The sequence below is a fragment of the Sorangium sp. So ce185 genome, from assembly GCF_051526825.1.
GTDB lineage: Bacteria > Myxococcota_A > Polyangia > Polyangiales > Polyangiaceae > Sorangium > Sorangium cellulosum_D.
Window position 1 is genome coordinate 7761734 of record NZ_CP150316.1, and the last position, 15701, is coordinate 7777434.

At 72.0% G+C, this 15701-nt stretch carries 16 protein-coding genes; 11 read left to right on the forward strand and 5 right to left on the reverse strand.

From position 1 onward, the window contains the following. Window positions 1–7 precede the first annotated feature (7 nt). On the forward strand, window positions 8–802 hold the full coding sequence (locus WMF26_RS28285) for a hypothetical protein (protein WP_437995213.1): 795 nt from the start codon (window positions 8–10) through the stop codon (window positions 800–802). Window positions 803–897: 95 nt separating this feature from the next. Further along, a complete protein-coding gene (locus WMF26_RS28290) occupies window positions 898–1467 on the forward strand; it encodes a hypothetical protein (protein WP_437995214.1) in 570 nt (189 codons plus the stop codon). 76 nt (window positions 1468–1543) lie between these two features. On the opposite strand, the gene WMF26_RS28295 is transcribed toward WMF26_RS28290, so the two are convergent. Next, window positions 1544–3007, reverse strand: a complete 1464-nt coding sequence (locus tag WMF26_RS28295) for a thioredoxin family protein (RefSeq protein WP_437995215.1) — start codon at window positions 3005–3007, stop codon at window positions 1544–1546. Between the two features lie 181 nt (window positions 3008–3188). Here WMF26_RS28295 and WMF26_RS28300 point away from each other — a divergent pair, with 181 nt between their 5' ends. The 5 genes from WMF26_RS28300 to WMF26_RS28320 all read left to right on the forward strand — a co-directional run bounded on the left by WMF26_RS28300 (window position 3189) and on the right by WMF26_RS28320 (window position 7595). After that, window positions 3189–3611 carry a hypothetical protein gene (locus WMF26_RS28300; protein ID WP_437995216.1) on the forward strand — a complete coding sequence of 141 codons (423 nt, stop codon included), beginning with the start codon at window positions 3189–3191 and terminating at the stop codon, window positions 3609–3611. A 200-nt stretch (window positions 3612–3811) separates the two neighbouring features. Continuing rightward, a complete protein-coding gene (locus WMF26_RS28305; protein WP_437331541.1) occupies window positions 3812–4471 on the forward strand; it encodes a hypothetical protein in 660 nt (219 codons plus the stop codon). Between the two features lie 272 nt (window positions 4472–4743). Next, window positions 4744–6789: an OPT family oligopeptide transporter gene (locus WMF26_RS28310; protein WP_437995217.1), complete on the forward strand. Its 2046-nt coding sequence runs from the start codon at window positions 4744–4746 to the stop codon at window positions 6787–6789. Window positions 6790–7059: 270 nt separating this feature from the next. Further along, window positions 7060–7311, forward strand: a complete 252-nt coding sequence (locus WMF26_RS28315; RefSeq protein WP_437949311.1) for a hypothetical protein — start codon at window positions 7060–7062, stop codon at window positions 7309–7311. A gap of 47 nt (window positions 7312–7358) precedes the next feature. After that, complete coding sequence (locus tag WMF26_RS28320; protein WP_437949312.1) at window positions 7359–7595, forward strand: hypothetical protein; 237 nt, start codon at window positions 7359–7361, stop codon at window positions 7593–7595. A gap of 28 nt (window positions 7596–7623) precedes the next feature. On the opposite strand, the gene WMF26_RS28325 is transcribed toward WMF26_RS28320, so the two are convergent. Then, a complete protein-coding gene (locus WMF26_RS28325) occupies window positions 7624–8361 on the reverse strand; it encodes a cysteine hydrolase family protein (RefSeq protein WP_437995218.1) in 738 nt (245 codons plus the stop codon). Window positions 8362–8503: 142 nt separating this feature from the next. Here WMF26_RS28325 and WMF26_RS28330 point away from each other — a divergent pair, with 142 nt between their 5' ends. Further along, window positions 8504–9424 carry a LysR substrate-binding domain-containing protein gene (locus tag WMF26_RS28330; protein WP_437995219.1) on the forward strand — a complete coding sequence of 307 codons (921 nt, stop codon included), beginning with the start codon at window positions 8504–8506 and terminating at the stop codon, window positions 9422–9424. A gap of 130 nt (window positions 9425–9554) precedes the next feature. Here WMF26_RS28330 and WMF26_RS28335 read toward each other — a convergent pair whose 3' ends face one another. Next, window positions 9555–10763 carry a PAS domain-containing protein gene (locus WMF26_RS28335; protein ID WP_437995220.1) on the reverse strand — a complete coding sequence of 403 codons (1209 nt, stop codon included), beginning with the start codon at window positions 10761–10763 and terminating at the stop codon, window positions 9555–9557. 564 nt (window positions 10764–11327) lie between these two features. Here WMF26_RS28335 and WMF26_RS28340 point away from each other — a divergent pair. The 3 genes from WMF26_RS28340 to WMF26_RS28350 all read left to right on the forward strand — a co-directional run bounded on the left by WMF26_RS28340 (window position 11328) and on the right by WMF26_RS28350 (window position 14015). Continuing rightward, on the forward strand, window positions 11328–12194 hold the full coding sequence (locus WMF26_RS28340) for an ABC transporter ATP-binding protein (protein WP_437995221.1): 867 nt from the start codon (window positions 11328–11330) through the stop codon (window positions 12192–12194). Next, on the forward strand, window positions 12187–13020 hold the full coding sequence (locus WMF26_RS28345) for an ABC transporter permease (RefSeq protein ID WP_061625845.1): 834 nt from the start codon (window positions 12187–12189) through the stop codon (window positions 13018–13020). Before WMF26_RS28340 ends, WMF26_RS28345 begins: the two co-directional genes overlap by 8 nt. 65 nt (window positions 13021–13085) lie before the next feature. Next, window positions 13086–14015 carry an aldo/keto reductase gene (locus WMF26_RS28350; RefSeq protein ID WP_437995222.1) on the forward strand — a complete coding sequence of 310 codons (930 nt, stop codon included), beginning with the start codon at window positions 13086–13088 and terminating at the stop codon, window positions 14013–14015. 56 nt (window positions 14016–14071) lie between these two features. Here WMF26_RS28350 and WMF26_RS28355 read toward each other — a convergent pair whose 3' ends face one another. Together WMF26_RS28355 and WMF26_RS28360 are read right to left on the reverse strand one after the other, a co-directional pair. Next, window positions 14072–14995, reverse strand: a complete 924-nt coding sequence (locus tag WMF26_RS28355) for an alpha/beta fold hydrolase (protein ID WP_437995223.1) — start codon at window positions 14993–14995, stop codon at window positions 14072–14074. Further along, window positions 14992–15624: a TetR/AcrR family transcriptional regulator gene (locus WMF26_RS28360; RefSeq protein WP_437995224.1), complete on the reverse strand. Its 633-nt coding sequence runs from the start codon at window positions 15622–15624 to the stop codon at window positions 14992–14994. The genes WMF26_RS28355 and WMF26_RS28360 overlap by 4 nt, the downstream gene beginning before the upstream one ends. Window positions 15625–15701 lie beyond the last annotated feature (77 nt).

The window sequence follows — 15701 nt, forward strand, 5'->3', positions numbered from 1 at the left end:
TCCGGTCATGAACCATCGACTCCTGGGCTCCGTGCTCTCCGGCCTTCTCCTCGCCGCCTGCGGCGGCACCGTCGACACCCCGCCCGGCAGCGGCGGCGCGGGCGGCGGCGATGACGGCGCGGGCGGCGACGGCGCCACCACGAGCGCGACCTCAGGCGGCGGCGGCGCGCCCGTCGCCTGCGGGGCGCGCAGCGGCGGCATCTGCAGCGCAGAGGAGTTCTGCGACTTCCCCGACGACTCGTGCGGGACCTTCGACACCGTGGGCCGTTGCTCCGCCCGCCCCGAGGTATGTCCCGCGCATTGCCCGGGCGTCTGCGGCTGCGACGGTCAGTTCTATTGCAATGCGTGCTCCGCGCAGCAGGCCGGGGTGGACGTCTCGGAGTCCACCTCCTGCCTCAAGCCCGTGGGCGGCGACTACGCCGCGACCTACTGGGCCGGCGGGCTCGATCACCTCGTCGTCTACAAGGCCGAACCGGAGACGGACGCGTGCGTGACGCTCTACGCCGATGCGCCGGCCGAGAGCGCGCCGGAGGGCTTCGACGTCGCCACGCTCCCGGAGACCTGGGTCGTGACGCGCATCGAGAGGACCAGCGGGGCGGCCGGCTGCGCGCCGGGGGCGTCGAAGCCCGCTGGAGAGGCCGTGCGCGCGATGGGCGCCATCGGGAGCCTGTCGATGGATCTCTCGGGGGGAACAGCCATGCCGTGCACCCTCGACGTGGACATCACCGCCACCTTCCCGACGGAGCCCGCGACCGCGCTCCTCCGCGCCACTGGCGTGGCCGTGAACGACGGGTGCCTGTAGACGGGCGCCCGACACACGGGGTGCCCACACCGGCTCACGCGCAGAATGCTGCTGGACGCTCCTCGCCGGCGACCGCGTATGAGAGCCTCGGCTTCATGCACCGCTCTGCTTCCCTTTCCCTCGCGCTTTTCTTCGGTCTCGCCCTCGCCGCCTGCGGAAACGTCGTCGTGCCCGCGCCCGGGAGCGGCGACACGGGCGGCGGTGACGGCCAGGGCGAGGCGCCGCCCGCCGCCGAGCACGGCGACACGGGCGGCGGCGGCCAGGGCGAGGCGCCGCCCGCCGCCGAGTACAGCGTGCAGTACTACCCGGGGCCCGACCACCTGCTCGTGCGCAAGGCCGATCGGGAGCTCGACCGGTGCGTGCAGCTCAGCGCGATCACGCCGCCCCTCGTCCAGACGGGCCTCGACATCGAGGCTCCCGAGGGCTGGAGCGCCGCCTATGTGCTGATCACCGACCGGGCGGCCGACTGCGAGGGCCCGGCAGGGACCTCGAGAGGCCGCAAAGTGAGCGTGACCGGCGCCACCGGGACCCTCTCGTGGGAGGCCGGGCCGAGCGACTACGTGCTGTGCAACATCACCGTCGACGTCACCGCGACGGGGCGGGGAGAGCCCGAGGCCCACCACCTCTTCGCGACCGGGCTGAGCATCGGCGACGACTGTCCCTGACCGGGGGCCGGCGCCGCGGAGCCGCGCAGATCCCAGGGACGACGCCCGATCGCGGCGACCTGCCCGCGCCCTTCCGTCAGCGCTTCTTCGCCCCGCGCTGCGCCTTCTCGGCCTCGGCCAGGCGCCGCCGCGCGTCGTCCAGCGCCGCCTGGCTCGCGAGGCCCTTGGGGAGCGCCTCGTAGCCGGCCACCTCCTCGCGCAGCGTCGCGACCTGCTCCGCGCCCTGACCGAGCTTCTGATGGATCTCCGCGCGGAGCTTCAGGTAACGCAGCCGCCGCGGGCCGTAGGCGCGGCCGATCGCGCGCTCGACCGCGGCGAGCGCCTCCGCCTCGCGGCCCATCGCGTGGAGCACCTGCGCGAGCCGCGCGGGCGGCTCGTACGACTCCGGCATCTGCGCCTCGCGCTCCTTCAGCATCGCGACCGCCTCGTCGCCGCGCGAGAGCGCGAGGTACGCCATGGCCCGCCCGTAGTCGTACGCGGCGGCCGCCTCGGGCGCCTTCGCCTCCTTCGCGGCCCGCTCCAGCACGGCGAGCTTCGACTCGTTCGCCGCGCGGGCCCCGGCCGCGTCGCCGAGCGCCTGGAGCCCCTCGGCGAGCAGGCCCCACGCGTCGGCCCGGTCGTCCGCGCTCGAGTCCGCGGGCGGGCTCGCGACGATCGACCTGAGCCGGCCGACCGCCGCCTCGCGCGCGGCGCGCTGGGCCTTGGCGTCGGAGAGCGCGGACGCGCAGGAGAGCAGGACGCTCGCGAAATCGGCGGGCAGCGCCGCGCCCTTCACCTCGGCGATGTGCCTCATGCCGGCCTCGGCGCACCCCGCGGGGTCTCTCCGGCGGAGCGCCGAGACGAGGCCGAGCAGCGCCTCGCTGCGCCGCGGCCACGCCTCGCCGCCCCGGGCCAGGGCGCGCACATACGCGACCGCCGCCGCCGCGTGGTCGCCGGCGCTGTGGGCCCGCTTCGCCTCGACCAGCAAGCGGTTCGGGTCGTCCGGAGGCAGCGCCGAGGCCGCCTTGGAGTCCATGGCGTGCAGCGCCTCGCGGAGCAGCTCGCGCAGCTCCTCGACCGAGGCGGCGCCCCGCCAGAGCCCGACCACCTGGCCGTCCACCGGCTCGAGGACGAAGAACGTCGGCCACACCGTCACCTCGTGCCGCTCCAGGAACGGCGCGTTCTCCGGTCGATCCGTGTCGATGTCGGCGAACACCACCCGATCCGCGAACGGGCGCAGCGACGGATCGGTCAGCACGTAATGCTTCATGCTCAAGCACGTGTGGCACCACGGCGCCCACGCATCGACGAACAGCGCCTTGCCCTCGGCCCGGGCCTTCGCGTGCGCCCGCGGCACGTCGTCGCGGATGAACTCGAGCGGCGGCCGCGCCGCCTCGGGCGCCGCCGCGGCGGCGGGCGGAGGCGCCGCGGCGGGGCTGCCGGCCGCGGCGGCGGCGGGCGGGGGCGCCGCGGGCGCCGCGGCGCGGGGGGGCGGATCGGCGGCGCAGGCGGCGAGGGAGACGAGCGCGACGAGGGCGGGGAGCGAGGCCGGGGGACGCACGGGCGACCATGGTAGCAGCCCGATGGCGGCGGTCTCGCCCTCCCTGCGACAGGCGTCCCCCACGTTGACGCGCCGCCGGTGCCGCGCGTAGAACCGTATCCTGGGCTGGCTTCGCGCTCGCCCGCGGCGCGGCGGCGCAGCTTTCCCGGGGTGCCGGAACATCACATCAGGGGGAGTCCACATGTTCGAGCGCGTGCTGAGGATAGGGGAGCATACCGCCCGCATCGGCGAGCATGCGGACACCCTGGAGTTGACGATGCGGGGCGACGTCTCGCCGGACGAGGCAGCGCGGTTCTTCGACTTCATGGCACTCCACTTCGCCGGGCAGCGCTACATGCTGATCACCGGCGACGTGTCCCAGCTCGGCCGGGTGCCGGCCGAGTCCCGGAGAACGGTCATGAAGGAATCGGGCAGGGTGCCCCCCATCCGAGGGCTGGTCTATTACCGCGCGACCTTCACGGGCAGGGTCCTGACCGAGCTGGTGATCCGCGGCTATGCGCTCGCGACCGGGGCCGACGTCGCGGTCCACTTCGTCGAGCACGAGCCGGAGGCGCGGGCGTGGCTGGCCCGGCGGCGGGAGCGGCTCGCCGGCGAGCGTGGATGAGCTCGCCTGGCACGGTCGAGCGGGCGACGAGGCTGCGCGGCGCGACGGGCCGGCGGGCGGCGCGAGGTGGGCCCGCGGCGGGAGCGCGGCGGGCCGGACGGGACGGCGCGCGCGCTGGCCGGGTCGTCGCGCCGCCCGTTTCGGCCTCGCGCCGACAATGCGCCCCCCGGTTCCGGCAAAGCTGGTAGAGTGGCGCCGCGGTGAACGATTACGCAGGCCGGTGCGGAAGCTGCGCGGCATACACCCGGGTGCATGAGGATCCAGCGCGCGGTCGTGTCGGCGAGTGCGCCCTCGAGGTGTACCCGCCGCCGGTCAAGGCGACGGCGACGTGCGCCCGCTACCGCGCCAAGGGCGCGCCGCCGCCGCCGCCGCCCCCGCGGGCCGCGGGCCAGCCGCGCGGCTCGGGCGGCAGGTCCCGGCCGACCGGGGCGCCATCGCCGGAGCGCCGGGCCGGCGCCGCGCCGCAGCCCTTCCGTCCGCCGCTGCCAAGGGAGATCGACATCGACATGGATATCGACGAGTTCCGTCGTGTGCTGCGCGAGGTGCTGTCCGAGGAGCTCGGCGTCGGCCGCGCGGAGATGGGCGGCCGCTGGGAAGGCGGGGAGATCGTCCTCCGGCCCGGGAAGGAGGGCACGGCCGAGAAGCGCATCCCGCTCGACGTGTTCTTCCACAAGATCGTCATGCTCCGCGACAAGCTCCGCGTGCTGGAGCAGAAGATCAACGCGCACGAGGGGCTGAGCGACGCAGAGAAGGTGCAGCTCCAGGCGTACATCACCGGCTGTTACGGGACGCTCACCACGTTCAACGTGCTCTTCGCCCGCCGGGAAGATGGATTCGCCGGCAGCGGCCGAGACGACTAGAGCGGCGGGCGCCCGCTTCGGATACGGGCCCATCTCGACGTTTTCGGTGCTCGGCGTCCTTTCGTACGCCTGCGCGCCGAAAACGCCGATCTGGGCCCGTCTCCTGTGCGGGCGACCGCCGCTCTGCGGCGCGGGCCGCGACACGAGGCCAGCAATTCCGTCACTCTCGGGGTTTCCCTGACTCGACGCCAGGCGCGCGGGCGCGCCGGCGCTCGCCGAAGGCATGCACGGCGCGTCGCTCACCATGGTACAAGGTGCGCGGAGGTCGCCGGATGGCCATCAAGCAGCTCACGCCCGAGCAGATCCACACCATGTCGCTCGAAGAGAAGGACACATGGTGGTTGAAGAACGTCTACCGCGGCGACATGCCTCAGCTCACGTGGCGTTCCGGGATCACGGGCATGCTCCTCGGCGCCTTCCTCTCGCTCACGAACCTGTACATCGGCGCGCGCACCGGCTGGTCTCTCGGCGTCGGCATCACGAGCGTGATCCTGGCCTTCGGGCTCTTCAAGGTCCTCTCCCGGCTGGGCCTCGCGCGCGACATGACCGTGCTCGAGAACAACGCGATGCAGTCCATCGCGACGTCGGCCGGATACATGAACGCGCCGCTCTTCACGAGCCTCGCGGCCTATTCGATGGTCACGACCACGATCATCCCCATGGGCCGGGCGATGGTCTGGATGTTCATCCTCGCCATCCTCGGCGTGCTGTTCGCGTTCCCGATGAAGAAGCGCTTCATCAACGACGAGCAGCTCCCCTTCCCCGAGGGCATGGCCGCCGGCGTGGTCATGGACGCGCTGCACGAGAGCGACGAGGAGGAGGGCCTCTTCAAGGCGAAGCTCCTCCTCGGCGGCGGCCTCGCGAGCGCCCTGCTCGAGCTCCTCCGCGACGACAAGGTGATGCGCGCGCTCTTCGCCTTGAAGAGCATCCCCCATCATTACGACGAGGTCTTCTATCACGGCTGGTTCGCCGACCTGCTCAAGCGATGGGGCCTCTCGCCGGCCATCCGGGGCATTCCCCTGAACGAGCTCACGATCCGCTTCGATACGAGCATCATCTTCGTCGCCACGGGCGGCCTGATGGGGATCCGGACCGGCGCGTCGCTCCTCCTCGGCGGCATCCTCAACTACTGGATCCTGGCCCCCCTCTTGATTCAGCACGGGATTATCCTGCCGAAGAACGGCCATTACGGGTTCGGGCAGATCACGATCTGGGCGCTCTGGGGCGGCGTCGCGTGCATGACCACGTCCTCGCTTTATGCCTTCTTCTCCAAGCCCAAGGTGATCCTCGACGCGTTCCGGGGCCTCTCCAAGAAGGGCGGGGCGAGGGACGTGCTCGCGGACATCGAGCTGCCGGTGAAGCTGTCGATCATCGGCGTGCCCGTCGTCGGCGTGGTCGTCGTCGTGCTCGGGCAGCTCTGGTTCGGCATCGCCTGGTGGCTCGGGGTCATCGCGGTCCCGCTCGTGTTCGTCTTCTCGCTCATCGCCGTGAACTCGACGGGCATCACGGCGATCACCCCGACCGGGGCGCTCGGCAAGCTGACGCAGCTCACCTATGGCGTCCTCGCGCCGAAGAACATCACGACGAACCTGATGACGGCCGGCGTCACGGCCGAGGTCGCGAGCAACACCGCGAACCTCTTGATGGATATCAAGCCGGGCTACATGCTCGGCGGCAAGCCGCGCCACCAGGCGATGGGGCACGTGCTCGGGACGGTCGCGGGGCTCGTGCTCTCGGTCCCCATCTGGTATCTCGTGCTCATCCAGGGGGACATCGGCCGTTACGGGACGGAGCAGCTGCCGGTCCCGAGCGCGCTCACGTGGAAGGCCGTCGCCGAGGTGCTGATGAAGGGGCTCGACTTCCTCCACCCGACGGCCAAGTCCGCGGTGGTGGTCGGGGCCATCGTCGGGATCCTCGTCGAGGTCACCAAGCAGCTCACGAAGAACCGATTCCCCCTCTCCGCGGTCGCCCTCGGGCTCGCGTTCATCCTCAACTTCACCGACATCTGGTCGATGTTCCTCGGCTCGTTCCTCTTCTGGCTGATCGAGCGGCGCGCCGCGGGCTGGCACCGGGCGCGCGAGCGCGAGTCGCGGCTGAGCGAGACCGAGCCCGGCGGGGCGCCCGCCGCGCCGGTCAAGCGGCCCTGGTACGCGCTCGCCGCCGAGAACACCGAGGCGATCTGCGCGGGCGTGATCGCCGGGGGCTCGCTGATGGGCATCGGCCTCAGCGTGCTCGGCGTGCTCGTGCTGCCCGACGTGCTGGAGGCCGCGAGCCTCACCAAGGCGCTCGGGCAGATCTTCGACTTCCTCCCGAAGTGAAGCGCCCTCGGTCGCCTGCGTGAGGCCGCCCGCCCGGCGGCCCCCGGATCGCTCGCGGCCGCTCGCCAACCCGCCTCATCCACGCAACCGCGCCTCAGTGTGACAGGAATGCGCGCCTTCCCCCCTCACGGCGAGGCGCGGTGAGCGCAGCGCATCGCCCGTCGAGGCGCTCCGCTCGGATGCGCGCGTGGCGCGGTTCATGCAGCTTGTCCGCGCTGCGGCGATGCGAGCTCAGCGACCTACGAAGCGCGCGCCAGGAAAGGACCCTGCATGTCGGTGAACGCCCCCCCGTCTCGAGGAACACCCAGCCCCGCGCCGGTCGGCGACCCCGAGCAGGGCCCGCCGGTGCAGGATCCCGCGCCGGGCGAGGCTCCGCGGCGCGACCCCGATCCGGGCGAGCCGGCGCGGCGGGATCCCCCGCCGCCTCCTCCCGCGCCCGGCGAGCCCTCTCCGGAGATCGAGGACCCGCCGGCGCCGGGGCAGCCGCCGAAGGAGCCCGGCGTGATCGCGGCCGCCGGCTGAGCTCGAATCGCGGCGCAACGTCATCCCGTAACCGTCGAGAGGTCCCCATGAACACGTGTGATTGCTGCGGTAACAGCTACGACAAGGCCTTCCAGATCATGGTGGGCGGCACGACCTACACCTTCGATTGCTTCGAGTGCGCGATTCACAAGCTCGCGCCCGTGTGCGCCCACTGCGCCTGTCGGATCGTGGGGCACGGCGTCGAGGCCGGCGGGGCGTTCTACTGCTGCGCGCACTGTTCCAAGCAGGAGGGTATTCAGGGGGTGATCGATCGCGTGGCGTGAGCCGGCGTCGAGGGGCGGGCCGGCGCGCTCACCTCGTGGCGTCGTGGAGCGGCAGCGCGAGGACGGCCTCGGTCGGCAGCACGTCGGCGAAGCGATCGGCCAGCGCCGCGAGCGAGACCTCGTGCAAGGTGCGGTGGTCGACGAGGCGAGCGCCTCGCGCGCCCTGGACGGCGGGTAGATCGCGGCTCGCCGAGGCGTCGCTCGGGAGCAGGACGCGGTAGCCGAGCACGAGCCCGTCCCGCGCCGTCGAGTCGACGGCGAGGTGGGTCATGAGGCCGCTCACGACGATGGTGTCGATACCGCGGCGGCGGAGCTCGGCGTCGAGCTCGGTCTTCGTGAAGCCCCCGGCCATCGACTTCGTGATCACGAGCTCTCCGGCGCGCGGCCGCGCCGCGGGGACGAAGTCGGCGCGCGGGCTGCCTTCGGCGAAGAGCCGTGCGCCCTTCGGGGCGACGTTCCGCACGTGCGCGACCGTGATCCCGTTCTCCCGGGCCCAGGCGAGCAGGCGTGTCGCCTTCTCGAGCGCCGCCCGGGCGTCCGGCAGCGTGAGGCCGCCCGAGAAGAACTCTTCCTGGAGGTCGACGAGCACGAGCGCCGTGCGCGCCCGGTGGAGCCGGTCGACCGGTTCGAGGCCGTACAGCGCCCGCAGCGTGGTCGGCCCGCCCTGGGCCGGGGGCGGCGCGGCCAGCTGATCCGCGGCCAAGACCGAGGTCAGGATGAAGAGCAGCAGCGCGACTCCGGTGTGCCCGCGAGCCTGCGTAAGCATGGGATCCTCCTTGGCGGCGAGGCAGCCGCCTCGCCTTCGCGGCGAGGCAGCCGCCTCGCGCTCCAGGAAAGCTAGATCCGGCGCATGCTCGTGATAATCCTGGTCTGCCGACGAGGATTGCGTCGCGGAAGGAACGAATCAGATGGAGCCGGCGGTCGGTGATCTGGGCGAGATGAGGGCGTTCCTGGAGGTCGCGCGGCTGCAGAGCTTCTCGGCGGCGGCGAGGGCGCTCGGGCTCACGTCGTCGTCGGTCAGCAAGCAGGTCGCGCGGCTGGAGGAGCGCCTGCGGGTGCAGCTCCTCCGGCGGACCACCCGCCGCGTGAGCCTCACGGAGGCGGGGGACCTCTACGCCGAGCGCGCCGGCCGGATCCTCGCGGACGTCGAGGAGGCGCAGCGGGCGGTCGCGGATCTCGACGGGACGCCGCGGGGGACCCTGCGCATCTCGGCGCCCACGATCCTGGGCACGATCCGCGTCGCGCCCGCCGTGCTGGCCTGCCGCGCGAAGTACCCGGAGCTCCGGATCGATCTCGACATCACCGATCGCATCGTCGATCTGGTGGCCGAGCGCGTCGACGTGGCGGTGCGCCAGGCTGCGGGGATCTCGCCGGCGTCGCTGGTCGCGCGGCGGCTCGCCGACGATCGGCGCGTGCTCTGCGCGAGCCCGCGCTACCTGCGGCGCCACGGGACGCCGCGGCGCCTGGAGGACCTGGCCGATCACGACTGCATCACGCACAACATGGATCCGGTGCCGCGGTGGACGCTGGTGGGTCCCGAGGGGGAGCGCGTCATCCAGGTGAGCGGCACGCTCCGCTCCAGCGACACGCTGACGCTGCGCGACGCCGCGGTCGCGGGGATCGGGGTGGCCAACCTGCCTGATTACGTCGTCGAGGAGCACCTCGAGAGCGGCGCGCTGCGGCGCGTGCTGCCGGAGTACGGCGCGTCGACGCGCGCCATCTTCGCGGTGTACGCGGCGCCCGCGCGGGCGGCGGTCCGGGTCTTCGTGGAGACGCTGGCGAAGGCGCTGGGCGAAGGCGCGGCGAAGAAGGAGAAGACGGCGCGCTAGCTAGAGCGGTTCTTCGTGCGCGTGTGCGCTGATCCGGGGAATCGCGCACGCGCACGCGCACGAAGGACGCGCACGGAAGACGAGAGACGAGAGACGAGAGACGAGAGACGGTCCGCGATTGGGAGCGCAGTTATCGGCGCTCGGGCGCGGTCTGCGTCGCGCCGGCCGCGCGCTCCTTGCTCATCTGGCGGATGCAGTGCTGGAGCGCGGCGCGGAGGTTCCCGAGGGTCGTGATGTTCTTCAGATCGAGGCCGAGGCTCACGATGGTCTGGGCGACGTTCGAGCGGATGCCCGTGACGATGCCCTCGGCGCCGAGGAGCCGGATCGCGCCGACCAGGTCGAGGAGGTAGCTCGCCGTCTTCGTGTCCACCATGTCGACGCCGGTGAGATCGAGGATGGCGTACCGCGCGCCCATCCGCGAGATCGCCTCGAGGAGCGTGTCCATCACCTCCGCGGTCCGCTGGCTGTCGAGCACCCCGATCATCGGCAGCGTCAGGATGCCGTCCCACACCTGGATGATGGGCGTCGACAGGTCGCGGATGACCTGCTGTTGCCGCTCGATGAGCTCCAGCTTGGTCCGGAGCTCCTGCTCCGTGTTCTTCGCTTGGCTGATATCGAGGGTGAGGCCGACGACCGCGTACACCTCTCCGCGCTCGTCGCGGACCGGGATCTCCCAGTTCTCCCAGAACACCCCGTGCGTCGAGTTGAGCGAATGGCTCCCCTCGCCGGCGAGCGCCCGCCGGAGCATGTCGATGCCGTCGCTGCCGGCGTAGAGATCGAACACGTTCTTGCCGATGTGCTCGCCCTCCTGGAGCCCCGCGTTCGCGATCCCGCTGCCCTCGTGGAACGTGAAGATCCCCTCGCGATCGATCGCCCAGATGATGATCGGCAGCGTCTGCGCGACGGTCCGCAGGACCACCTCCTTCTGCTCGTGGCGGCGGAGCTGCTCGACCCGCTCCGTCACGTCGTGCCCGAACACCCCGACGCCGACGACCCCCCCGCGCTCATCGAGGAGGCACTCATGCCGCCACTCGACGTGCACCGCGACGCCATCCCTGGTGACGTGCCGAAAGACCCGCGACGCCGCGCCGTCCTCCGCCAGCAGCCGCCGCCACGCCTCAGGGTCGCCGGACGCCGGCAGCAGCTCGTCGACGCGCCGGCCGAGCGCGTCGCGCCGCGCAGGGCCGAACAGGCGCTCGGCCGCCCCGTTCCAGTCCTCGATCGTGAGATCCGCGCCGTACTGGACGATCGCAAGCGGCGCTCGCTGGAGGAGGCGCGCGCGCCCGCGTGCAAGACGTTCGTCCTCGACTTCTTCTGGCAACGCAGTGGAGACGGTCATGTACACGGAAAAATTACCCTGAACGCTCGCCGGTCGTCGAGATCGCTTCCGTCCTCGGGCTACGCCCCCGCGCCGGCCGATCCGCTCCGGGCGGCTGCACTGCTGCTGCAGCAACACCCCTGGCGCAGCGCCTGCTGCGCCAGCAGCAGGCGGCTCTCTGCTATAGCGGATTTGCGTCTCGTGAGGCGGCGGGCGGTTGGTACGTCGCGTGCTCTGCGTCTCCGGCACGGTCGATGAGGGCGCCCAGCGGCACGCCTGGAGGAGCACATCCCAGGGTGACGGCGCGCCACGTCGCGGGAGTTGCGGTCGTTCCATGCTGGTTGGGCTTGACTTTCGGATCACGTTTGGACGCCGTCGTCCCACCCCGCGCGGCCGCAGAACCCCCTTCGAGAGCGCCTGGCGTGCGCTCGCAGCGCTGCTCCTCGCGCTCGTCGCGATCGGATGCTCCAGGGCGCCCTCGGCGCCGGTGGGCGGCGGCGTGTACACGAACGATTTCAACCCGTTTTGGAAGGGCGGTCCGTGAAGGCGTCGGGCCCTCATCGAGGATGGGCAGCAGGAGGAGCCATGAGCAAGATTCAGTTCCAGAGCGTGAGCAAGACGTTCGCCGTCAAGGGGCCCGCCGGATCGAAGGAGGACGCGCGGTTCACGGCCATCGAGGACCTCTGCCTCGACGTGAGGGCGGGCGAGCTCCTGGTCCTCGTCGGGCCGAGCGGGTGCGGCAAATCGACGCTCATCGATCTCCTCGGCGGGCTGTCGAAGCCGTCCAGCGGGAAGCTCCTGCTCGACGGCAAGCCGATCACGGGCCCGGCCCTCGACCGGGGCATCGTGTTCCAGCAATACGCGCTCTTCCCGTGGCGGACGGCGCGCGGGAACGTCGAGTTCGGCCTCGAGGCCAAGGGCGTCCCGGAGAGCCAGCGCAAGGAGATCGCCCAGCGCTACCTGGAGCTCGTCAGCCTCTCCGGCTTCGAGGACCGGTATCCGCACGAGCTGTCGGGCGGCATGAAGCAGCGCGTGGCCATCGCCAGGAGCCTCGCGTACGACCCTGAGGTGCTGATGATGGACGAGCCGTTCGCGGCGCTGGACGCGCAGACGCGCGAGTCGCTGCAGGAGGAGCTGCTCCGGATCTGGGAGAGGTCGCGCAAGACGATCCTCTTCATCACGCACAGCATCGACGAGGCGGTGTACCTGGGGCAGCGGGTCGCGATCATGACGTCCCGGCCCGGCCGCGTGAAGCGGATCATCGAGATCCCCGAGGAGGTCCGGGGCTACGAGGACGCGCGGTCGACGCCGGAGTTCGGCAGGCTGCGGCACGAGATCTGGACGCTCCTGCGCGAGGAGGTGCTCAAGGCCGAGGAGCACGAGCGGCTCAAGAAGCAGAAGCGCGCGGCGGAGGGGCGCGCCGTTGCGGGCGTGGTGGCGGTCAATGGCTAGCGTCCCGCAATCGATCGCGCTGCCCGAGGAGCCGCAGCAGGCGCAGCTCGTGACCGAGGTGGGGAGGTGGCTCGGCCGCGCCGTCGCGCGCTCCGGGATCCTGCTCCTCGTCGCCGCGCTATGGGAGACGGCGCCGCGGGTCGGGCTCGTGGAGGCGGCGTTCTTGCCGCCGCTGTCCGAGGTGCTGGCGACCGGCTGGCAGCTCCTCCAGAACGGGCAGCTCCTGAGCCACATCAAGGCGAGCCTGTCGCGCTCCCTCACCGGCTTCTCGCTGGCGATCCTGGTGGGCGTGCCGCTCGGGCTCGCGATCGGGTGGTACAAGGCCGTGGCGGACGCGATCAACCCGCTGCTCGAGGTGCTGCGCAACACCGCGGCGCTCGCGCTGTTGCCCGTGTTCCTCCTGCTGCTCGGGATCGGCGAGGCCTCGAAGATCGCGCTCGTCATCTATTCGTGCACCTGGCCGATCTTGCTCAACACGATCAGCGGGGTGCGCGGGGTCGATCCGCTGCTCGTCAAATCGGCGCGGACGATGGGGCTGTCTCCGATCCAGCTGTTCCGCAAGGTCATCCTGCCGGCGGCGATCCCGACGATCTTCGTGGGCATCCGCCTGGCGGGCGCCTACTCGCTGCTCGTGCTCGTCGCGGCGGAGATGATCGGGGCCAAGGCGGGGCTCGGATACCTGATCATCTACGCGCAATACAACTTCCAGATCCCGAGCATGTATGTCGGCATCCTGACGATCACGACGCTCGGGCTGACGTTCAATCACCTGCTCATGCGCGTCGAGCGGCGCTTCACGTCGTGGAAGGTCGCCCCGAAGGAGTGAGCCCCGGCCGGCGGGCGCCTGGCGCCGGGGAGATCACCGTTCATCGCACAGAGAGAGAGGACCACGTGAATCGCATCATCCTGGGGCGGACCGGCCTGGAGGTCGGCGTGTTCGGCCTGGGCGCGGGCGGCGACAGCCGGCTCGGGTCGGGGCGCGTCGCCGAGGCCGAGTCGCTCCGGCTCGTCCGCGCGGCCATCGAGCGCGGCGTGAGCTTCATCGACACGGCGGAGGCGTACGGGACCGAGGAGCTCATCGGCAAGGCGCTCCGCGAGGTGCCGCGCGATCGCGTGGTGCTCTCGACGAAGAAGACGACGCGCCTCGACGCGCCCCTCCGGCCGGAAGACGTGGTGTCGTCGCTGCACGCGAGCCTCGAGCGGCTCGGCACGGATCACGTCGATGTCTACCACCTGCACGGCGTGCTCCCGGACCGGTACGCCGACCTGCGGGAGCGGATCGTCCCCGTGCTGCTGCGCCTGCGCGAGCAGGGCAAGATCCGCTTCCTCGGCATCACGGAGGCGTTCGCCGCCGATCCGACGCACGCGATGCTGGCGCAGGCGCTCCGCGACGACCTCTGGGACGTGGTGATGGTCGGGTTCAACCTCCTGAACCAGTCGGCGCGGGAGCGGGTCTTCCCGCTGACGCGGGCGAAGGACATCGGGACGCTGATCATGTTCGCGGTCCGGCGCGCGCTGAGCCGGCCCGAGCGGCTGAGGGAGCTGCTCGCCGACCTTGCGGCGCGGGGCAAGGTGGCGCGAGCGCTCGCCGATGAAGGGCTGGATCGCCTGCTCGCTGGGGAGGGCGTCGCGTCGCTCCCGGACGCGGCGTACCGCTTCTGCAGGGACGAGCCCGGCGCGCACGTGATCCTGTCGGGGACCAGCAGCGTGGAGCACCTGCTGGAGAACGTGCGGTCGATCGAGGCGCCGCCGCTGTCGGCGCGGGCCCGCGAGCGCCTCGTCGAGGCCTTCGCGCAGGTCGACGACGTGTCGGGGCACTGAGGCGCCGCAGAGGAGCGCCGAGGGGCGCGCGGCGGAAGGGGCGCGCGGCGGAGGGGTTACGCGACCGGAGAGGCGAGCCCAGGCGAGGCGAGGGGCGCCGCGGCGTCGGGCTCGAGGAAGCGCGCGATGCGGCCGCCGAGCCGCGCGCGGAAGGCGTCGTCGGTCGGCGGCGAGTGCCGGCACCCCTCGAGCAGCTCGGTCTCGGCGCGCGGCAGGAGCACCTTCGCGCGCGCGAGCAGCTTCGCGCCGGGGAAGCTCACGTCGTCGTCGGCGCCGAACACGAGCGCGGGCCGCGTGAAGCCGGCGAGGGCCTCCGGCGTGGCGAGCGGCGGGATCCGCATGTCGAGCCGGTAGCTCCGCACCGCGTCGCCGAAGTAGGGGCCCCACATGGTGTCCTGCGTGGTGAACAGCCCGGAGACGAGGCGCGCGAGCCGGTCCTCGGAAGGGAACGCGCGGTAGAGGGCCATGGGGATGGCCACGCGCGTGAGGCCCTGCCACACCGGGCCGGACACGACGCCGCCGGGCACGATCAGGACGAGCCGGTCGATGCGGGCGGGCGCGACCTCGGCCATGCGCAGGGCGACGAAGCCTCCCCAGCTCACGCCGAGGAGGTGGGCGCGCGGGAGCCCGAGCGCGTCGAGGACGTCGGTGAGCCACTCGGCGTAGGCGGGGCCTTCGACCGGCACGCGGACGTCGGCGCTCTTGACGGACTGGCCGATCACGTCGACAGCGTAGACGCGGAAGCGCGTGAGGAGCGGGCCGAGCTCGGGCAAGAGGTGCGCGGAGCTCGCCATCGCGCCGTGCACGCAGACGAGCGGCGGGGCGTGCTCGGGGCCGGCGACGAGGACGTGCGTCGCGCCGAAGCGGGTCGAGACCTCGCGCGCGCGGGTCGGGACCGGGGCCTTTTCGCGGAAGCGTTCGAACCACGTGGCGATGCGCGCGCGCGCCTCTGGACTGCGAAAGATGATGGATGACGTCATCGAGCCCTCCTGACGTTGGCTGCGGGGCGGAGGCCGCAGAGGTGCTGAGCGACGAGCCGATCGAGGAGGGCGACGGGCGACGGGTGCGCGCCCTGGACCCACGCGATCAGCGCGAAGTAATAGAAGGAGAAGAAGGCGACGCCGAAGAGCGCGGGGTCGGCGTCGTCGGCGACCTCGCCCTGCGCGCGGGCGGCGTTGAAGAGCTCGACGACGCGGCCGTGCACGGCGGCGATCTGCTCGGTGAAGCGCGCTTGCCACGGCGGGTCGGCGAACAGCGCCTCGCGGAGCAGGGTCTTCGACAGCGCCGGGCGGCGGGCGTAGTACGCGAAGAACGCGGCCCCGAGGCGGTGGAGCCGCTGCTCGAGGGTGCCGGGCGCCTCGTCGCGGACGGCCTCGGCCGCGGTGGCGGCGAGGTCGTCGAAGAGGGCGGCGTGGAGCAGGTCGCGCTTGTCGGCGAAGTGGAGGAGGACCGTGCCCGCGGCAACGCCCGCGTCCGCGGCGATGGCGCGGACGTTCGCCGCCTCGAAGCCGTGGCGCTCGAAGTGGTCGCGCGCGGTCTCGAGGATCCGGGCGCGCGTGGCGTCTTTCTGGGCTTCGCGGCGGCCAGGCTTTTGAGCGAACTCGTTCACTGAACGTGTTCATTGCATGGAAGCGGGAGATTGGCAAGGGATGGATGAGTCCGGAGCCGACCGGGGTTGAGGGCGTC

Coding starts and splice junctions, on each gene's coding strand:
- WMF26_RS28285 (WP_437995213.1), top strand. CDS start 8: ATGAACCATCGACTCCTGGGCTCCGTGCTCTCCGGCCTTCTCCTCGCC.
- WMF26_RS28290 (WP_437995214.1), top strand. CDS start 898: ATGCACCGCTCTGCTTCCCTTTCCCTCGCGCTTTTCTTCGGTCTCGCC.
- WMF26_RS28300 (WP_437995216.1), top strand. CDS start 3,189: ATGTTCGAGCGCGTGCTGAGGATAGGGGAGCATACCGCCCGCATCGGC.
- WMF26_RS28310 (WP_437995217.1), top strand. CDS start 4,744: ATGGCCATCAAGCAGCTCACGCCCGAGCAGATCCACACCATGTCGCTC.
- WMF26_RS28315 (WP_437949311.1), top strand. CDS start 7,060: ATGTCGGTGAACGCCCCCCCGTCTCGAGGAACACCCAGCCCCGCGCCG.
- WMF26_RS28320 (WP_437949312.1), top strand. CDS start 7,359: ATGAACACGTGTGATTGCTGCGGTAACAGCTACGACAAGGCCTTCCAG.
- WMF26_RS28325 (WP_437995218.1), bottom strand. CDS start 8,361: ATGCTTACGCAGGCTCGCGGGCACACCGGAGTCGCGCTGCTGCTCTTC.
- WMF26_RS28330 (WP_437995219.1), top strand. CDS start 8,504: ATGGAGCCGGCGGTCGGTGATCTGGGCGAGATGAGGGCGTTCCTGGAG.
- WMF26_RS28335 (WP_437995220.1), bottom strand. CDS start 10,763: ATGACCGTCTCCACTGCGTTGCCAGAAGAAGTCGAGGACGAACGTCTT.
- WMF26_RS28340 (WP_437995221.1), top strand. CDS start 11,328: ATGAGCAAGATTCAGTTCCAGAGCGTGAGCAAGACGTTCGCCGTCAAG.
- WMF26_RS28345 (WP_061625845.1), top strand. CDS start 12,187: ATGGCTAGCGTCCCGCAATCGATCGCGCTGCCCGAGGAGCCGCAGCAG.
- WMF26_RS28355 (WP_437995223.1), bottom strand. CDS start 14,995: ATGACGTCATCCATCATCTTTCGCAGTCCAGAGGCGCGCGCGCGCATC.